The 16990-nt window shown below is 65.0% G+C and carries 16 protein-coding genes; 5 read left to right on the top strand and 11 right to left on the bottom strand.

Annotation, left to right across the window (positions count from 1 at the left end; genetic code table 11):
* The first annotated feature begins 33 nt into the window (after positions 1-33).
* The 4 genes from FB481_RS10545 to FB481_RS10530 all read left to right on the top strand — a co-directional run bounded on the left by FB481_RS10545 (position 34) and on the right by FB481_RS10530 (position 3522).
* On the top strand, positions 34-867 hold the full coding sequence (locus FB481_RS10545; protein ID WP_147176297.1) for a hypothetical protein: 834 nt from the start codon (positions 34-36) through the stop codon (positions 865-867).
* A 148-nt stretch (positions 868-1015) separates the two neighbouring features.
* A complete protein-coding gene (locus FB481_RS10540; protein WP_147176296.1) occupies positions 1016-2020 on the top strand; it encodes a methionine ABC transporter ATP-binding protein in 1005 nt (334 codons plus the stop codon).
* Positions 2020-2685, top strand: coding sequence for a methionine ABC transporter permease (locus FB481_RS10535; protein ID WP_027908535.1), 666 nt, complete (start codon positions 2020-2022; stop codon positions 2683-2685). The genes FB481_RS10540 and FB481_RS10535 overlap by 1 nt, the downstream gene beginning before the upstream one ends.
* 60 nt (positions 2686-2745) lie before the next feature.
* A complete protein-coding gene (locus FB481_RS10530) occupies positions 2746-3522 on the top strand; it encodes a MetQ/NlpA family ABC transporter substrate-binding protein (protein WP_147176295.1) in 777 nt (258 codons plus the stop codon).
* A 325-nt stretch (positions 3523-3847) separates the two neighbouring features.
* On the opposite strand, the gene FB481_RS10525 is transcribed toward FB481_RS10530, so the two are convergent.
* Positions 3848-4279 carry a GFA family protein gene (locus FB481_RS10525; RefSeq protein ID WP_147176294.1) on the bottom strand — a complete coding sequence of 144 codons (432 nt, stop codon included), beginning with the start codon at positions 4277-4279 and terminating at the stop codon, positions 3848-3850.
* A 31-nt stretch (positions 4280-4310) separates the two neighbouring features.
* A complete protein-coding gene (locus tag FB481_RS10520; RefSeq protein WP_147176293.1) occupies positions 4311-5189 on the bottom strand; it encodes a LysR family transcriptional regulator in 879 nt (292 codons plus the stop codon).
* A 95-nt stretch (positions 5190-5284) separates the two neighbouring features.
* Here FB481_RS10520 and FB481_RS10515 point away from each other — a divergent pair, with 95 nt between their 5' ends.
* Positions 5285-5710 (top strand): VOC family protein, encoded by a 426-nt coding sequence (locus FB481_RS10515; protein WP_147176292.1) that lies wholly within the window; start codon positions 5285-5287, stop codon positions 5708-5710.
* A 99-nt stretch (positions 5711-5809) separates the two neighbouring features.
* On the opposite strand, the gene FB481_RS10510 is transcribed toward FB481_RS10515, so the two are convergent.
* The 9 genes from FB481_RS10510 to FB481_RS10470 all read right to left on the bottom strand — a co-directional run bounded on the left by FB481_RS10510 (position 5810) and on the right by FB481_RS10470 (position 16987).
* Positions 5810-6337 carry a transposase gene (locus FB481_RS10510; RefSeq protein ID WP_147176291.1) on the bottom strand — a complete coding sequence of 176 codons (528 nt, stop codon included), beginning with the start codon at positions 6335-6337 and terminating at the stop codon, positions 5810-5812.
* 136 nt (positions 6338-6473) lie between these two features.
* The gene (locus FB481_RS10505) at positions 6474-7103 is read right to left on the bottom strand and encodes an SCO family protein (RefSeq protein ID WP_147176290.1); all 630 of its coding nucleotides are present in this window, start codon (positions 7101-7103) and stop codon (positions 6474-6476) included.
* Between the two features lie 190 nt (positions 7104-7293).
* Positions 7294-8823: a SulP family inorganic anion transporter gene (locus tag FB481_RS10500; protein WP_147176289.1), complete on the bottom strand. Its 1530-nt coding sequence runs from the start codon at positions 8821-8823 to the stop codon at positions 7294-7296.
* A 195-nt stretch (positions 8824-9018) separates the two neighbouring features.
* The gene (locus FB481_RS10495; protein ID WP_147176288.1) at positions 9019-9750 is read right to left on the bottom strand and encodes a carbonic anhydrase; all 732 of its coding nucleotides are present in this window, start codon (positions 9748-9750) and stop codon (positions 9019-9021) included.
* 356 nt (positions 9751-10106) lie between these two features.
* On the bottom strand, positions 10107-11771 hold the full coding sequence (pgi, locus tag FB481_RS10490; RefSeq protein ID WP_093500767.1) for a glucose-6-phosphate isomerase: 1665 nt from the start codon (positions 11769-11771) through the stop codon (positions 10107-10109).
* Positions 11772-11894: 123 nt separating this feature from the next.
* Positions 11895-12830 carry a carbohydrate kinase gene (locus tag FB481_RS10485; protein ID WP_147176287.1) on the bottom strand — a complete coding sequence of 312 codons (936 nt, stop codon included), beginning with the start codon at positions 12828-12830 and terminating at the stop codon, positions 11895-11897.
* A 69-nt stretch (positions 12831-12899) separates the two neighbouring features.
* Positions 12900-14384: a xylulokinase gene (gene xylB / locus FB481_RS10480; RefSeq protein ID WP_147176286.1), complete on the bottom strand. Its 1485-nt coding sequence runs from the start codon at positions 14382-14384 to the stop codon at positions 12900-12902.
* A gap of 3 nt (positions 14385-14387) precedes the next feature.
* Positions 14388-15863, bottom strand: coding sequence for a mannitol dehydrogenase family protein (locus FB481_RS10475; protein WP_093500773.1), 1476 nt, complete (start codon positions 15861-15863; stop codon positions 14388-14390).
* A 17-nt stretch (positions 15864-15880) separates the two neighbouring features.
* Positions 15881-16987: an ABC transporter ATP-binding protein gene (locus FB481_RS10470; protein ID WP_147176285.1), complete on the bottom strand. Its 1107-nt coding sequence runs from the start codon at positions 16985-16987 to the stop codon at positions 15881-15883.
* Positions 16988-16990 lie beyond the last annotated feature (3 nt).

The following is a 16990-nucleotide window of genomic DNA, read 5'->3' as shown; positions in this document are numbered from 1 at the left end:
GCGTATTTTTTGCACAAACCGAGACCCGCAGTCATGACATCGTTTCCTTTACGCTGTGTTGCCCTGGCCGCGTTGGCCCTGCTGACCGTTGGCTGCCAGAGTCACAGTCAGCAGGCCGCCGCGCCCGCACCAGCGCCAGCCACTGTGGCGGCGACGCCCAGTGCCCAGGAGCAGTTCGATGCGCACCTGGCCGCCGGCCAGCTGGCCGAGGCCGAAACCCAACTGCAGGTGCTGCAGGCGGACGGTGAGCCCGCTGCCGTGTTGCAGGCCCAGCGCCAGCTCTCCGAGGCTTACCTGAAGGAAGGCCAGAAGGCCCTGGAAGCCGGCGACCTGGACAAGGCCGCCAAATCCCTGGCCCACGCGCGCACCCTGATGCCCAAGGCGCCAGCCCTGACCACCGGTCTGGACGGCGCCATCGGCAAGGCTCGCCAGGCCGAACTGAGCGCCGTCGAGCAGGCCCGCCAGGCCGGTGAACAGGCCCAGGCCGCCCGCCAGGAGCAGCTGCGCTTGCTGCGCCAGGCCGCGGAAACCCAGGCGGCCGCCAGCCGCGCCGCCGATAACGCGCCCGCAGCGTTGCCGGCGCAGCTGATCGACCCGACGGCCAAGCGCAGCGATGTCAGCCTGGCGATGCTCGACAGCCGCGACGAGGCGGCGCTGGCAGAACGTCTGGATGCCGTGGCCGCCGACGTGGTGGCGTTCGACCGCAGCGTGCATATCCAGGTGCGCAGCCCCGAGGATCTGCGCCGCGTGACGGCGCTGCTCGAAGCACGGGTGATGAAGCTCGATCCGACCTTCAAACTTGTGCTCAGCCATGCCGTCAAACCGGTTCAGGTGCCGCGCCTGGTGCTACGTGCACAGGGCCAGTAAGGCCCCGACTGCGGCTGCCAAACCAGCCATTTAGCTATAACCATAGGCCTACAAAGATTTTTGAGGCCTAAGCAGCGCCGGGTAAACTGGCAATCATTTTTATGCTCATGCCTACCCGGCAGAACGAAGAACCCAAAAGGTTTAACGCGTGATCGACTTTCATCAGGTTCACAAGGCGTACCGCGTCAGTGGCCGCGATATTCCCGCCCTGCAACCCTGCGACCTGCACATCGAACGTGGCGAAGTGTTCGGCATCATCGGCCATTCCGGTGCCGGCAAGAGCACCCTGCTGCGCCTGATCAACCGCCTCGAGGAGCCCTCCGGCGGGCGCATCGACATCGACGGTGTGGACGTCACCGCCCTCGGCGCCGACGGCCTGCGCAAATTCCGTCAGCAAGTGGGCATGATCTTCCAGCACTTCAACCTGCTGTCTTCCAAGACCGTTGCCGCCAACGTCGGCATGCCGCTGAAACTGGCGGGCGTGCCGGCCAGGGAAATCGACCAGCGTGTTGCCGCCCTGCTCGAGCGCGTCGGCCTAAAGGATCACGCCAGCAAATACCCGGCGCAGCTCTCCGGCGGCCAGAAGCAGCGCGTCGGCATCGCCCGCGCCCTGGCCACCAGGCCGAAGATTCTGCTCTGCGACGAGGCCACCAGCGCCCTCGACCCGCAGACCACCGCCTCGGTGCTGCAACTGCTGGCCGAGATCAACCGCGAACTGGGCCTGACCATCGTGCTGATCACCCACGAGATGGACGTGATCCGCCGCGTCTGCGACCGCGTGGCGGTGATGGATGCCGGCGTGATCGTCGAACAGGGCCCGGTGGCCGAGGTGTTCCTGCACCCGCAGCACGCCACCACCAAACGCTTCGTGCAGGAAGCCGAGCACGTCGACGAGGACGACCAACGCGACGATTTCGCCCATGTGCAGGGCCGCATCCTGCGCCTGACCTTCATCGGTGAGTCCACCTATTCGCCGGTTCTCGGCCAGGTCGCCCGGGAAACCGGCATCGACTACAGCATCCTTGCCGGGCGCATCGACCGCATCAAGGACACGCCCTACGGCCAGCTGACCCTGGCGCTGACCGGCGGCGACATCGACGCCGCCCTCGCCCGCTTCGAAGCGGCTGACGTGCACCTGGAGGTCCTGCGCTGATGGAAACCTTACTGCCCAACGTCGACTGGCTGGAAATCTGGCAGGCCAGTATCGATACCCTGAACATGCTCGGCGGCTCCATGCTGTTCACCGTGCTGTTCGGTCTGCCCCTTGGAGTGCTGCTGTTCCTGACCGGCCCGCGGCAGATGTTCGAACAGAAAGGCCTGTACGCGGTGATCTCCCTGGTGGTCAACGTGCTGCGTTCGGTGCCGTTCGTGATCCTGTTGATCCTGCTGATCCCGGTCACGGTGGTGATCACCGGCACCTCCCTGGGCGTCGCCGGGGCCATTCCACCGCTGGTGGTCGGCGCCACGCCGTTCTTCGCACGCCTGGTGGAAACCGCCCTGCGCGAGGTCGACCGCGGCATCATCGAAGCGACCCAGGCGATGGGCGCCAGCACCCGGCAGATCATCTTCAACGCCCTGCTGCCCGAAGCCCTGCCGGGCATTCTGGCGGCCATCACCGTCACTGCCATCACTCTGGTGTCCTACACCGCGATGAGCGGCCTGATCGGCGGCGGCGGCCTGGGCGACCTGGCGGTGCGTTACGGCTACCAGCGTTACCAGCCGGACGTGATGTTCGTGACCGTGGCGCTACTGGTGGTGCTCGTACAGATTCTGCAAACCATCGGCGACCGCCTGGTGGTGCACTTCTCTCGTAAATAAAACAGCTGGAAGGGCCAGCGGCAGCCTGCCGCCACGCCATCTCACTTCAAGGAGTCAACGATGAAAAAACTGCTTACTGCCCTGGCTGTCGTCGCAGCCTTCTCCAGCGCCGCCCAGGCTGAAGCCCTGCGCGTCGCAGCCTCGGCCGTCCCACACGCCGAAATCCTCAATTTCGTCAAACCGGCCCTGGCCAAGGAAGGCGTGGAGCTGGACGTGAAAGTCTTCACCGACTACGTGCAGCCCAACGTGCAGGTCGCCGAGAAACGCCTGGACGCCAACTTCTTCCAGCATCAGCCGTACCTGGACGAGTTCAACAAGAGCCGTGGTACCAGCCTGGTCAGCGTCGGTGGCGTGCACGTCGAGCCGTTCGGCGCCTACTCCAGCAAGATCAAGGATCTCAAAGACCTGCCGCAAGGCGCCAACGTGGTGATCCCCAACGACGCCACCAACGGCGGCCGCGCCCTGCTGCTGCTGCAGAAGGCCGGCGTGATCACCCTGAAGGATCCGACCAACATCCTGTCCACCCCGAAGGACATCGCCGAGAACCCGAAAGGCATCAAGGTGCGTGAACTGGAAGCCGCGACCCTGCCGCGCGTACTGACCCAGGTCGACCTGGCGCTGATCAACACCAACTACGCCCTGGAAGCCAAGCTGAACCCGACCCAGGACGCCCTGGCCATCGAAGGCAGCGACTCGCCGTACGTCAACATCCTGGTGACCCGCGAAGACAACAAGGACAGCCCGGCCGTGCAGAAGCTGGTCAAGGCCCTGCACAGCGATGAAGTGAAAGCCTTCATCCTGGAAAAATACAAAGGTGCGGTGGTTCCGGCGTTCTGATCGCCGCTACGCAACCCTTGCATCCAATGCCGCGTCGCCTCCGGGCCACGCGGCATTTTCATGTCTGCAGTGCTGGTTTCTCAGAGCCTGTTAACGATCTCCCGAGCTAGAGCCATACAAGGCCTAGGCGGCCCCACAAAAACAGGCGAGGAGCGGTCGGAGTCGCGCCCGACTTTACGAGCTGTAAATGAGCATTACTCGCTTCGCTCGCCCCTTCGGGGCCGCACTAAAGTGCGTTAGCTGCAAGCGGCTTTCCGACTGGGCTGGCAATCCAGCCTGTTTTTAACGCAGTAGGGCCGACGCGTAGCAGATCGTGGACAGGTTCTCAGTCGGCGGGAATGAAGCGCAGCACCCCGGCCTGTCGCGGGCCTGCTCCGCTGGGGTCGTCCTTGGGATGGGCGATGCCATCGCTGACCGGCACTTCGTCGAAATCAAACGGGCTGATTCCTTCGAGACAAGCGACGTTGACGCCGTATTGGTGGGGATTGGAGCGACGCTGGTGGTGGGTGTAGATACCGCAGCGCGAGCAGAAGAAGTGCTCGGCACTATTGGTATTGAAGCGATAGACCGTCAGCAGCTCGGCACCCTGAAGAATCCGAAAACCGGCCAGCTCGGCGGACACTGCCACCGCGCCACGCATCCGGCAGTAGGAGCAGGTGCAACGCCGTGCGGTATGCAGACCGTCGCTCAGGGTCACGTGAAAACGCACGCCGCCGCAATGACAGGCGCCGTTGATCTCGCTGATATCCTTGTTCATCCGTCACACCTCCGCTAGGCAGAAACGCCGATCATAAATCCGATTCACCCGGCAGTGGTCTGGCCAGGCACTGCAGCAGCCAGTCCAGTGCCGGCTGTCGCTGGGCACGACGCAGGATCGCCACCAGCTCGCGGTGAAAGGTCAGCTCGCCCAACTCCAGCACGCGCAGCGTCTGCGGCCGCTGGCACCACAGGCCAGCGCGGGGAATCAGCGACACGCCCAGGCCGCATTCGACCATGCGCACGATGGCTTCCAGTTCATCCAGCTCCAGCGCTTCGCGGGGCGCCAGGCGTTGTTCGCGCAGGAAACGCTCGACCTGGCGGCCGCCGAAGGAACGCCGGTCATAGCGCACGAAGGGCTGTTCACGCAGCAGTTGCAGCGGGTCATCACCTACCATGCCGGGCGGTGCGATCAGTACGAAGGGCTCACGTGCCAGGTCGACCTGCATCAGCTCCTTGGGCAGTTCGAAGGGTGGACGGATCAGCAGCGCCAGGTCCAGCTCGCCGGCATCCACCTGGCCGAGCAGATCCAGGGATACGCCGGGCACCAGCTTCAGCTCGACCTGCGAAGCCCGGGCGCGAAAGCGCACCAGGGCCTCGGGCAGCAATCCCGTCTGTACGCTGGCAATGGCGCCGATCTTCAGCTCGCCCCGCCATTCCTCGAGCGCGGTGGGCAGCGCCATCTGCGCATACAGGCAGAGCATCTGCTCGGCCAGCGGCAAGGCGTGGCGCCCGCCAGCACTGAGCACCGCACTGCGCCCGCTGCGATCGAACAGACGCACGCCCAGGCTCTGCTCCAGCACGCGCATCTGCGCGCTGACGGCAGATTGAGTGAGGCCCACCCGCAGCCCGGCGGCCGTGAAGGTGCCGTAGCGGGCCACGGCTACGAAGGTCTTCAATTCTCGGATCATTAATCGATTTCTTTTGAGCTCGACGGTAAGGATATTCGCTTTTAATCAAAATCCTTGCATCTAGAATCGATGACACCGACCTGAGGAGCTCACACATGGCACTGTCCCCGTTTCACCTGGCCATCCCCGTCTACGACCTGGCCGCCGCCCGGCATTTCTACGGCGAGGTGTTTGGCTGCACCGAAGGCCGCAGCAGCGATCACTGGGTGGATTTCGACTTCTTCGGCCACCAGTTGGTGATCCACGAAGCCCCAAAAATGCCGCACCAGGAATCGGCCATCAGCAACCCGGTGGACGGCCACGACGTGCCGGTGCCGCACTTCGGCGTGATCCTCGACTGGCCAACCTGGGAAGCCCTGGCGCAGCGCCTGCAGGCACGCGAAACGGCCTTCGTGATCGAGCCCTATATCCGCTTCAAGGGCCAGGTCGGCGAACAGGCCACCATGTTCCTCCTCGACCCCTGCGGCAACGCCCTGGAGTTCAAGGCGTTCAAGGACATGAGCCAGCTGTTCGCCAAATAGGTTTTAGGAACTTGATGGGTTGCACCCATCCTACGGGTCGACCGCGAAACGTAGGATGGGTGAAACCCATCAGTGCTCCCTCGGTAACCCATTCTGCATCTACTCCCCCGCCGCCATCTCCACCTCCGCTGCCCATCCCCAATCCGGCGGATACACACCACGCTGCACATATGCGTGAAACGACGAATGCAGCCAATCGCTCACCCGCGCCACCAATCCATGCTTGACCGGGTTGTGATGGATGTAATCCATATGCCGCCGCCAATCATCTTCATCCCGAATGGCGTGTTCCCAAAAGCGACGCTGCCAGACGCCACGTTCGCCCTTGGCTCTCTGACTTTGGCGCAGGTCCGCAGGAAGCGGAATCTGCCGGGAGAAATCACCTTTGATGCGGCGCAACCGGTTGGAGAAATCCCTGTCGCCCTCGGGTAGGCGCATCAGCAGGTGGCAGTGTTCGGGAAGCACCACCCAGGCCTGTAGAGCGAAGGGCGCACGTTGCTGTTCCTGATGGATGCTCTGGCGCAGGGCGGCGATATGGGAGACCAGCCAGTCCTGGCGGCGATCGGCGAGAACCAAGGTGAAGAAATAGGTGCCACCTGCCTGGTAGTGGCGACGGTAGTTGGTCATCAACGTTCCCGTCCTTGGGTCGGTTTGTGTTTGCTGATGGGTTTCACCCATCCTACAAAATAGCGGCGCTATCAATATATCGCGCCCAGACTCGTCGAGATCCGTAGGATGGGTGAAACTCATCAACCACCGCCGATCATTTTCCGCCGACCAACCCAGGCAACTGCGCCGCCAGCTTGTCGATATTGATCGGCGCACGGATGAAGCCGCGCTGGGTGCCGTCCGGGCCGATGATGGCGAGGTTGCCGCTGTGGTCGACGGTGTAGTTTTCCTTGCTGGTATCGGCAGGAATGAAGGGGATGCTTACCGCGCTGGACAGCTTCTGGATGGTGTCCGGCTCGCCGTTCAGGCCCATGAAGCCGGCATTGAAGTAGCCCAGGTACTTCTTCAATTGTTCCGGCGTATCACGGGCCGGGTCGACGCTCACCAGCACGATGCGCAGGTTGTTCCAGGTCTCTTCCGGGATCTGCGTGCGCAGTTGGCGCAGTTGCGCCAGGGTCGCCGGGCATATGTCCGGGCAGAAGGTGTAGCCGAAGAACAACAGGCTCCACTGATCCTTGAGCTGGCCGGTGGAGAAGCTCTTGCCGTCCTGGTCGAGGAAATCCAGGGCAGGCACCTGGCGCGGCTGGGGCAGCATGACGATACCGGCGTCGAGCAGTGCAGCGGCGTCGTTGGACTTGCCGCGCAGCGCCTGGCTGGCGACCAGGCCGAGCACCAGGGCCACGGCAGCGATGAGGACGAATACGATGATGTGCTTGCGAGTCATGATGGCCACGATGGTCAGGGTGAAGGGTATCGCCCTGCATGATCCGATTCCCCGGCTCGGTAGCGGGGTGTACCTGGGCGGCACAGAATCGGCCATCTGGCGATGCGCAACGGGAAAAGGTACCAGATACGCAGCGCCAGGTGGCCATCGATGCCTGCGGCCAGCTGTCACGCTGACCGGGCACCTGAACTCAGGCCACCGCGCGGCGCATGCTCAGCGCACGGCCCTCAAGGCGACGGGTCAGGCCATGGCGTTCGATCAGCAGCGCACCACCCTGCTGCTCGGCGGCGCGGCCCCAGTCGTCGAGCAGCTCCATGCAGGCGTGGTCGACGTAGCTGAGCTTGTCGAGCGGCACGCGCAGGCGGGTGGTCGGCGCGATGCCTTCCAGCACGCTGGCCAGGTGCGGCACCTTGAGGAAGGTCGCCGAGCCGGTCAGGCGCAGCTCCGCCTCATCGGGGCCGATCTCGCTGAGGCTGACCTTCAGGCGCGAGGCCTTGCCGGCCAGCTTGACCAGGGTCAGGGCGAAGCCGATCAGCACGCCGGTCAGCAGGTCGACGGTGACGATGCCCAGGGCGGTGGCCGCATAGATGAATACCGGTGCGCGGCCATAGCGGCCCAGGCCGCGAATCGCCTTGATGTCGACCAGCTTGAAGCCGGTGTACACCAGCACACCGCCCAGGCAGGCGACCGGAATGCTCTGCAGCACCGCCGGCAGCAGCATGACGAAGGCCAGCAGCCAGGCACCGTGGAAGATGGTCGACATGCGGGTGCGCGCACCGGCCTGAACGTTGGCCGAGCTGCGCACGATCACGCCGGTCATCGGCAGCGCGCCGAGCACGCCGCAGAGCATGTTGCCGACGCCCTGGGCGGACAGTTCACGGTCCAGGTTGGAGCGCGGCCCGTTGTGCATGCGGTCCACCGCCGCCGCGGACAACAGGGTTTCCGCGCTGGCGATAAAGGCCAGCACCACCGCCGCCAGGATGATCTGCGGGTTGGCCAGGTTGAACAGGTCGGCCGGCTGAATCCAGTCGATGGCATCGCTCAGGTTGGCCGGCACCTCGACCCGCGCCACACCCAGGCCCAGCCACAGGCTGATGGCGGTCATCAGCGTCACGCCGATCAGCGCACCTGGCAGAAAACGCAGGCTTTGCGGGCGCAGCTTGTCCCACAGGAACATGCAGGTGATGGTGCCGAAGCCCAGCAGGGCCGCCGCCAGTGCACTGCCGCCGCCAAGGCCGGGAATGGCCTGGCTCAGGGTGGCGGGAAAGGCCATGAGGTTGTCCAGGCCGGAGGCCTGGGGCTTCACGTCGAACATGACGTGGAACTGCGAAAGCACGATGAGGATGCCGATACCGGCGAGCATGCCGTACACCACCGCCGGCGCGGTAACGCGGAACCAGCAGCCCAGGCGCAGGCGCCCGGCGACCAGTTGCAGCAGGCCGGCAAGCAGCAGGATCGGCCCGAGCATGGCGATGCCGTGGGTGCGCACCAGCTCGAACACCAGCACGGCGAGGCCTGCCGCCGGGCCGCTGACCTGCAGCGGCGAGCCGGCTATCCAGCCGACTACCAGACCGCCGATGATACCGGTGATCAGGCCCTTGGCCGGCGGCATGCCAGAGGCGATGGCGATGCCCATGCACAGCGGCAGGGCGACGAGAAACACCACGATGGATGCCAGGGCATCGCGTGGCAGAGCGGATTTGAATGAGGCGAGGGTCATGGTGCGGTCTCCTGCAGATCCGGCGCACGAAAGGTCATGACGATGAGCCACGGCTCACCATCAGCAGGTGTAAGGCAGTCAGAACCCAAGGGGCTTGTTGCCTGAGGGCAGGCAACAAGCCAGAACGGCTGTCGATTGTGGGCGGTTAATCCGCGGGTCGATTCATGGCCACCGGGTGACGTCCTGTCGTTAGCGTTACGAGGCCAGGTAACGGGCTCGCGGGCTGGCATTGGGGGTGGTTTCACCATCGAGGGGCAGGAACTCGCCACGCTCGGCGTCATACGCCTTGATGGTGCAGTTCTCGATGTCGTAGACCCAGCCATGGATGAACAGCTGGCCGGCGGCCAGACGTGCGGCGACGGAGGGGTGGGTGCGCAGGTGATCGAGCTGGGCGACCACGTTTTCTTCGGTCAGCACGCCAAGCTCCTGGTGTTCGGCGCAGCTGCAGCTCTGCTGGGTGACGGTCTTGGCGACCTCGGCATGGCGCAGCCAGGCCTTGACGGTCGGCATGCGTTCGATGCTCTGCGGGTTGAGTACCGCCTTCATGGCGCCGCAATCGGAGTGGCCGCAGATGATGATGTGCTGCACGCCCAGGCCCATCACCGCGTATTCGATGGCAGTGGAAACGCCGCCGTTCATCTGGCCGTAGGGCGGCACCACGTTGCCGACGTTACGGGTCACGAACAACGAGCCGGGGTCGCTCTGGGTGATCAGTTCGGGGACGATGCGCGAATCGGCGCAGGTGATGAACATGGCCCGGGGGCTCTGCTGGCGGGCCAGCTTGCTGAACAGCTCGCGCTGCTCGGGGAAGACATCGCTACGAAAACGCTGGAAGCCATCAAGCAGGGTTTGCAGGGCCTCATCTGCGCTCTGCTTGCCGGCTGCGGTGGGTGTGGCGGATCGGATGGAACGAATGCGCTCGCTCATGGTGCCTCCTGGTTTCAGTCGTGATATTGACTTGCCATCTGATGGCAGTTTGCTTAGTGACTATTCAGTCACATCGCAGACGAACTTACCCATGAAGGCTTAAACCAACCTTAATCGCAAGAAATCCGCCTAATATCGGCGGTGCTTTTGTAACCGCATGCCACCATGCGTGGATAAACGCGATGGTTTACCCAGCCGCTCTAACATGGGCCTGATAGCGACCATTCAAAAACGCGCAGATGTCTTTTCCGTGACAGCCCGGCGCCTTTGATCGAGAAACAAGGGTGTGGGTAGGAGAGCAAGACGAACCCTATCCCGCACAAACCTGCTGTGCGGGATAGGGCTGCATGGCAGGATCAGCCGCGGTGGCGACCGCGGAAGAAGTCGATCAGGCCTTGAGTGGAACCGTCCTCGGCCTTCGGCTCGTCGCTGCCGACCATGCGCGAATAGACGCCCTTGCCCAGCTCCTTGCCCAGCTCCACACCCCATTGGTCGAAGGCGTTATTGCCCCAGATGACGCTCTGCACGAACACCTTGTGCTCGTACATGGCGATCAGCGCGCCGAGGCGACGCGGGCTGACGCGCTCCATCACCAGGGTGTTGCTCGGCCGGTTACCGGGGATCACCTTGTGCGGCGCCAGGCGCTGCACGTCTTCCTCGCTCATGCCCTTGGCGCGCAACTCGGCCTCGGCCTCTTCACGAGACTTGCCAAGCATAAGCGCCTGGCTCTGCGACAGGCAGTTGGCGTACAGCCACTGGTGGTGATCGGCGACCGGGTTGTAGCTGCTCACCGGCACGATGAAATCCGCCGGAATCAGTTGGGTGCCCTGGTGCAGCAACTGGTGGTAGGCGTGCTGGCCGTTACAGCCCACACCGCCCCAGATCACAGGGCCAGTGGCGACGCTGACCGGCTGACCATCACCGCGCACGCTCTTGCCGTTGGACTCCATGTCCAGCTGCTGCAGGTGCTTGGTGATGTTACGCAGGTAGTGGTCGTACGGCAGGATGGCATGGCTCTGGGCATTCCAGAAATTGCCGTACCAGACGCCGAGGAGCGCCAGCAACACCGGCATGTTTTCCTCGAATGGCGCGGTCTTGAAGTGCTCGTCCATGCGATAGGCGCCGGACAGCAGCTCCTTGAAGTTGGACATACCAATGGACAGCGCGATGGGCAACCCAATGGCCGACCACAGCGAGTAACGGCCGCCGACCCAGTCCCACATCGGGAAGATGTTCTCTTCGCGAATGCCGAAACCCACCGCCGCTTCACGGTTGCTCGACACGGCGATGAAGTGCCGATACAGCTCGGCTTCGGAACCGCCCTGGGCCAAGTACCAGCCGCGGGCCGCCTGGGCATTCTTCAGGGTTTCCAAGGTGCCGAAGGACTTCGACGAAACGATGAACAGGGTGGTCTCGGCGCGCAGCTTGGCGGCCAGCTCATGGAATTCGCTGCCATCGATATTGGCCAGGTAATGGCAGCGCACGCCGCGCTGGGCGAACGGCAACAGCGCTTCGGAAACCAACTGCGGGCCGAGGAAGGAACCACCAATACCGATGTTCACCACGTCGGTGATCGGCTTCTCGGTGTAGCCGCGCCACAGGCCGTCGTGGATGCGACCGACCAGCTCGGTCATCTGCTGCAGCACGCGCTGCACCTCGGGGATGATATCGACGCCGTCAACTTCCACCTTGTCGCCCAGCGGGCGGCGCAGCGCGGTGTGCAGGGCCGGGCGCTTTTCGGTGTTGTTCAGCAGCTCTCCTTCGAACAGCGCGCGAATGGCCTTTTCCAGCCCGACTTCACGTGCCAGGTTGACCAGCAGCTCGCGGGTTTCGGTGTTGATCAGGTTCTTCGAGTAATCCAGGAACAGCCCGCAGCCGCTCAGGCTGAAGGTGTCGAAACGCTTCGGGTCGGCGGCGAAGGCCTGGCGCATGCTGAAGTCGGCAAGACGCGCACGGTGGGCGACCAGGGCCTGCCAGCTCGGCAGTTGGGTGACATCCATCGATGAAGAAAGGTACGGCATGAAGACTCCTTGGTTCGGGCCAGCCTCCCGGCCCTGCGAATTCGATTACATGCCGAGGGACGCGTGCGTTGGCAAGTACGGCGTTGAAAATTGCCTACTACGCCTCGCGCCCCTGAACGGCCTTTACTGCGCCAGCTCATGCCGATACGGCAGTTGCGGGCCAACCCGTGAGCAGGTCAGCGCCGCCGCCTGCACGGCGAAATCGAGCATCGCCGAGAGCGCTTCGCGCGACAAGCCGGCCACGCCAGCCGGGCTGTCCAGCCCATGCTGCACCAGGTAGGCGATGATCGCCGCCTGAAAGGTGTCGCCGGCGCCCACGGTGTCACGGGTGACCACCTGGCGTGCCGGTAACGACCAGTGCCCATGCTGCCGGCTGAACACGCTCGCACCCTCGCTGCCGCGGGTCAGGAACACCACCTGGCAACGCTGGGCCAACCAGCGCTCGATGCTCGTCGACTTTGAGACACCGGGATACAGCAGCTCCAGGTCCTCCTCGCTGACCTTGATCAGATGCGCGTGGGCGGCAAAAGATTCAATTCGCTGCCGCCAGCGCTCGATATCGGGTGCCGGATTGAGACGCACGTTGGGGTCCAGGCTGATCAGCCGCCGCCCGCTCTCGCGCTCCACCAGCGCCAGCAGGGTGTCGCCAACCGGCGGCACCACCAGGGAATAGGAGCCGACGTGCAGGCCGCTGACGGCTTCGTTGAGCACCGGCAGATGCGCGGCCAGCACCTGACGATCAGCGCAGCCCTCGCCGCGGAACATGTACTGCGGCGAGCCCTGGGCATCCAGCGCGACCATGGCCATGGTGGTCGGCGCGTCGCTGGCGATCAGGTAACGATCACTGACGCCCTCCTCGCTCAGCACCTGGCGCAGGCGCTGGCCGAGGTAGTCGCTGGAGATGCCGCCCAGCAGCGCCGAGTCGACGCCAAGGCGGCGCAGGCCGACCGCCACGTTGAACGGCGAGCCGCCGGCCAGGGCCTTGAAATTCAGCTCGCTGCTGCGCTCGCCGGGGTTGCAGAAGAAATCGAACAGGGCTTCGCCGCATACCAGGTACATGGGATCTCCGCGTCACGGAAAGGCGCCTTCGCGCAGGGAAAAAGCCGGCGAATGTATCGCCGGCGTGGATTATTGCAGCGCGCGCACCTGCTCGCGATAGCGCTGGTAGACGCCCTCGTAGGCACGGCTGCGCAGCTCGTCGGGCTCGGCGCTGCGAGCGTCATCGAGGCTCACGCAGCGCTCGCAAAGGCTTTGCAGGCCCAACGCCTCGCCGTGTTGATGGCTCACGCACCAGGCCGCCTGGATCGCCGCACCGAGCGCCGCGGCCTCGGTGTGCTGCGGGCAGGCCACCGGCGCGCCCATGATGTCGGCGACGATCTGCCGCCAGGTCGCACTTTTCGCGCCGCCACCGATCAGGCGGATGCTGTCGCTGCGAATGCCGCTGTCCTTGAGCAGATCGAGGCCGTAGCGCAGGCCGAAGGTGGTGCCTTCCACCACCGCGCGGCAGAGGTTGGCGCGGGTCAGGTTGTCGCTCGTGAGGCCGTGCAGGCTGGCGGTGGCCAGCGGCAGCGCCGGCACCCGCTCGCCATTGAGGAACGGCAGCATCAGCACGCCTCCGGCGCCGATGGGCGCCTCGCCGACCAGGGCGCCGAAGGTTTCCACATCCAGCCCCAGCAGGTCGCGGATCACGCCGCTGGCGTTGGTCAGGTTCATGGTGCAGATCAGCGGCAGCCAGCCGCCGGAGGACGAGCAGAAGGTCGCCACCTGCGGGTGTGGGCTGACGCGCGGCTGATCGGCGTAGGCGTACACCGTGCCCGAGGTGCCGAGGCTCATGGTGATGGCGCCCGGGGCGATATTGCCGGTGCCGATGGCGCCCATCATGTTGTCGCCACCGCCGCTGGCGACCAGCGCCCAGGGGTTGAGGCCCAGGCACTCGGCGATTTCCGGGCGAATCGAACCGACGCACCGGTCGGACTCGATCAGCTCAGGCAGCGCCCGCACCAGGGCGCCCTCCGGGTCGATCAGCTCCAGCAGCTCGGTGTCCCAGGTGCGCGTACGCACGTTGAAATAACCGCTGCCGGAGGCATCGCCGTACTCGGCGCAGGCGCGCCCGGTCAGCCAGTAGTTGAGGTAGTCGTGGGGCAACAGGATGTGGGCGATACGGCCAAACACCTCAGGGTGATGGTCACGGGTCCATAGCAGTTTCGACACCGTGTAGCCCGGTGCGATGGCCACGCCCAGGCGTTCCAGCGAGCCGCTGTCACCGCCGAGAAAATCCAGCAGGTGGGCGTTTTCGACAGTCGATTCGGTGTCGCACCAGAGCTTGGCCGGGCGCAGCACCTCACCCTTGGCATCGAGCAGCACCAGGCCGTGCTGCTGGCCGGACACGCCGATACCGAGAATCTCGCTGCCCGCCACCCCGGCCTGCTGCAGGGCCTGGGCGGTGGCCTGCTCGAAGGCCAGCAGCCAGTCGGCAGGGTCCTGCTCGCGGCGGCCATTGGCGCCGCTGATCAGCCGGTGCGCCGCACTGCCCTCGCCGAGCACCTTGCCGCTGTGGATATCCAGAATCAGCGCTTTGGTGCCCTGGGTGCCGCAATCGATGCCGAGGTACATGGCTCAGTCACCCAGCAAGGTCTGCAGGGTGCGCGTCACGCCCAGCTTGCGCAGGCTGTCGTAGCACAGTTCGAAGGCGGTGACGAAGGCCGCGGACTGCGGAATGGCGGTGCCGAAGATCACCTCGACGCCCAGCACCCGCTCGCGCACCCGGTCATCGTCGGCCACCAGCGCCTGGCAGAACTCAGCGCGCGGGTCGGGGATGCGGTAGGTGGTGCCGGTTTCGTCGACGCCCTTGAGATACAGCGCCCAGGCCGCGACCACCAGGGCCGCGCGCTCCAGCGGCCGGCCATCTTCGATCAGCCGGTTGATGGTCGGCACGATGAACTTGGGAAACTTCGACGAGCCGTCCGAGCAGACGCGCTCGAGCTGATCGGCGATGGCCTGGTTGGAGAAGCGCTCGATCAGGGTGTCCTTGTAGTCGTCCAGGTCGATGCCCGGTACTGGCGCCAGCTGCGGGGTCACGTCCAGGTCCATGAAGGTGCGCACGTAACGGCGGAACAAGGGGTCGTTCATGGTTTCGTGAACGTAGCGGTAGCCCTTGAGAAAGCCCAGGTAGGTCAGCGCCAGGTGGCTGCCGTTGAGCAGCTTGATCTTCATTTCCTCGTAGGGCGTGACGTCGTCGGTGAACTGCACGCCGACCTTTTCCCAGGCCGGCCGGCCATTGACGAACTTGTCTTCCAGCACCCACTGCAGGAACGGCTCGCAGACCACCGGCCAGGCGTCGGCGACACAATGGCGCTCGGCCAGCTGGGCGCGGTGAGCATCGCTGGTCATTGGCGTGATGCGGTCGACCATGGCATTGGGAAAGCTCACGTGGCTGTCGATCCAGCCGGCCAGCTCATGATCGGCCAGATGGGCGAAGGCCAGCAGCGCCTTGCGGGTCACCGCGCCGTTGTGCGGCAGGTTATCGCAGGACATCAGGGTGAACGCCGGGGTGCCGGCGGCGCGGCGTTTGGCCAGGGCCGCGCAGAGGAAGCCGAACACGCTGCGCGGCGCCTCCGGGTGCGCCAGGTCGTGCTGGATGTCCGGCAGGTGGGCCATGAACTCACCGGTGCTGTCGTCTATGCAGTAGCCGCCTTCGGTGATGGTCAACGAGACGATGCGAATCGCCGGGTCGGCCAGTTTGTCGATCAGCGCGGCGGGCGAGTCCTCGGCCAGCAGCATGCCGTTGATGGCACCGACCACGCGTACTTCGAGGCCCGGCTCGTCGCCCAGCACGAACATCGTGTAGAGGTGATCCTGCTCGGCCAGGGCCTGCTGCATGGCGCGGTCTTCGCGACGCAGGCCGACGCCGCAGATGCCCCACTCGCGGGCTTCGCCGCGGTTGAGCAGGGCTTCGGTGTAGATCGCCTGGTGGGCGCGGTGGAAGCCGCCGACGCCGATATGGGCGATGCCCTGGCGCACGTCGGCCGGGTCGTAGGCTGGCACGTCGATTTCGGGGGCCAGTGCGGAGAGGTTCTTGCGATTGAGTTTCATGGGGCGATTCCTGCGCGTCAGGCGGCCTGGCCGGCCTGGATGCGTTTGTCGATGGCCAGGCCATCGGCGTTGAAGACGTGGCAGTGGGCCGGGTCGAAATCCAGCGCCAGGGCTTCGCCGTAAGCCGGCGAGAAGTCGCCGCGCACCCGCACGGTGAGGTCTTCCTCGCCGACGCGCACGTGGCAGAAGGTGTCGCTGCCCAGGCGTTCGCTGACGTCGGCGGTGGCCTGCAGGCGGCCCTGCCCGGCCGGCACCACGTTGAGGTGCTCGGGGCGGATGCCGAGGGTGATCTGGTCACCGTTGCGCAGGCCGGTGGCAGCCAGCGGCAGGTCCAGCGCGGCGCCGCAGCTCAGGCGCAACTGGCAGCGGCCGCCGTCGACGCCTTCCACCTGGCCACGCAGGAAACCCATCTTCGGCGTGCCGAGAAAGCCGGCGACGAACAGGTTCACCGGGTGGTTGTAGAGCTCCAGCGGCGAGCCGACCTGCTCGACGCGGCCGCCGTTGAGCACCACCACCTTGTCGGCCAGGGTCATGGCCTCGACCTGGTCGTGGGTCACGTAGATCATCGTCGCCTTGAGCTCCTTGTGCAGGCGCGCCAGCTCCAGGCGGGTCTGCACGCGCAGGGCGGCATCGAGGTTGGACAGCGGCTCGTCGAACAGAAAGATCTTCGGGTTGCGCACGATGGCGCGGCCGATGGCCACACGCTGGCGCTGGCCGCCGGAGAGCTGCTTGGGTTTGCGATCGAGCAGCGCGCCCAACTCGAGGATGCGCGCGGCGTTGGCGACCTTCTCCTCGACCTCCTGCTTGCCGACCCGGGCCAGGTCGAGGGCGAAGGACAGGTTCTTGCGCACCGTCATGTGCGGGTACAGGGCGTAGGTCTGGAACACCATCGCCAGGTCGCGCTTGGCCGGCGCGGTGTCGGTGATGTCGGCGCCATCGAGGGTGATGGTGCCGCTGGAGACTTCCTCCAGCCCGGCGATCAGGCGCAGCAGCGTGGACTTGCCGCAGCCGGACGGGCCGACGAACACCACGAACTCACGGTTCTCGATATCCAGGTCGATGCCCTTGATGATCGCCGTGCCGTCGAAGCCTTTTTTCAGGTTGCGGATTTTCAAATCAGCCATGAC

The organism is Pseudomonas sp. AG1028 (genome assembly GCF_007993955.1).
Lineage (GTDB): Bacteria > Pseudomonadota > Gammaproteobacteria > Pseudomonadales > Pseudomonadaceae > Aquipseudomonas > Aquipseudomonas straminea.
The sequence above is the reverse complement of the archived record's forward strand: the minus strand, read 5'-3'. Positions and strand labels throughout refer to the sequence as shown.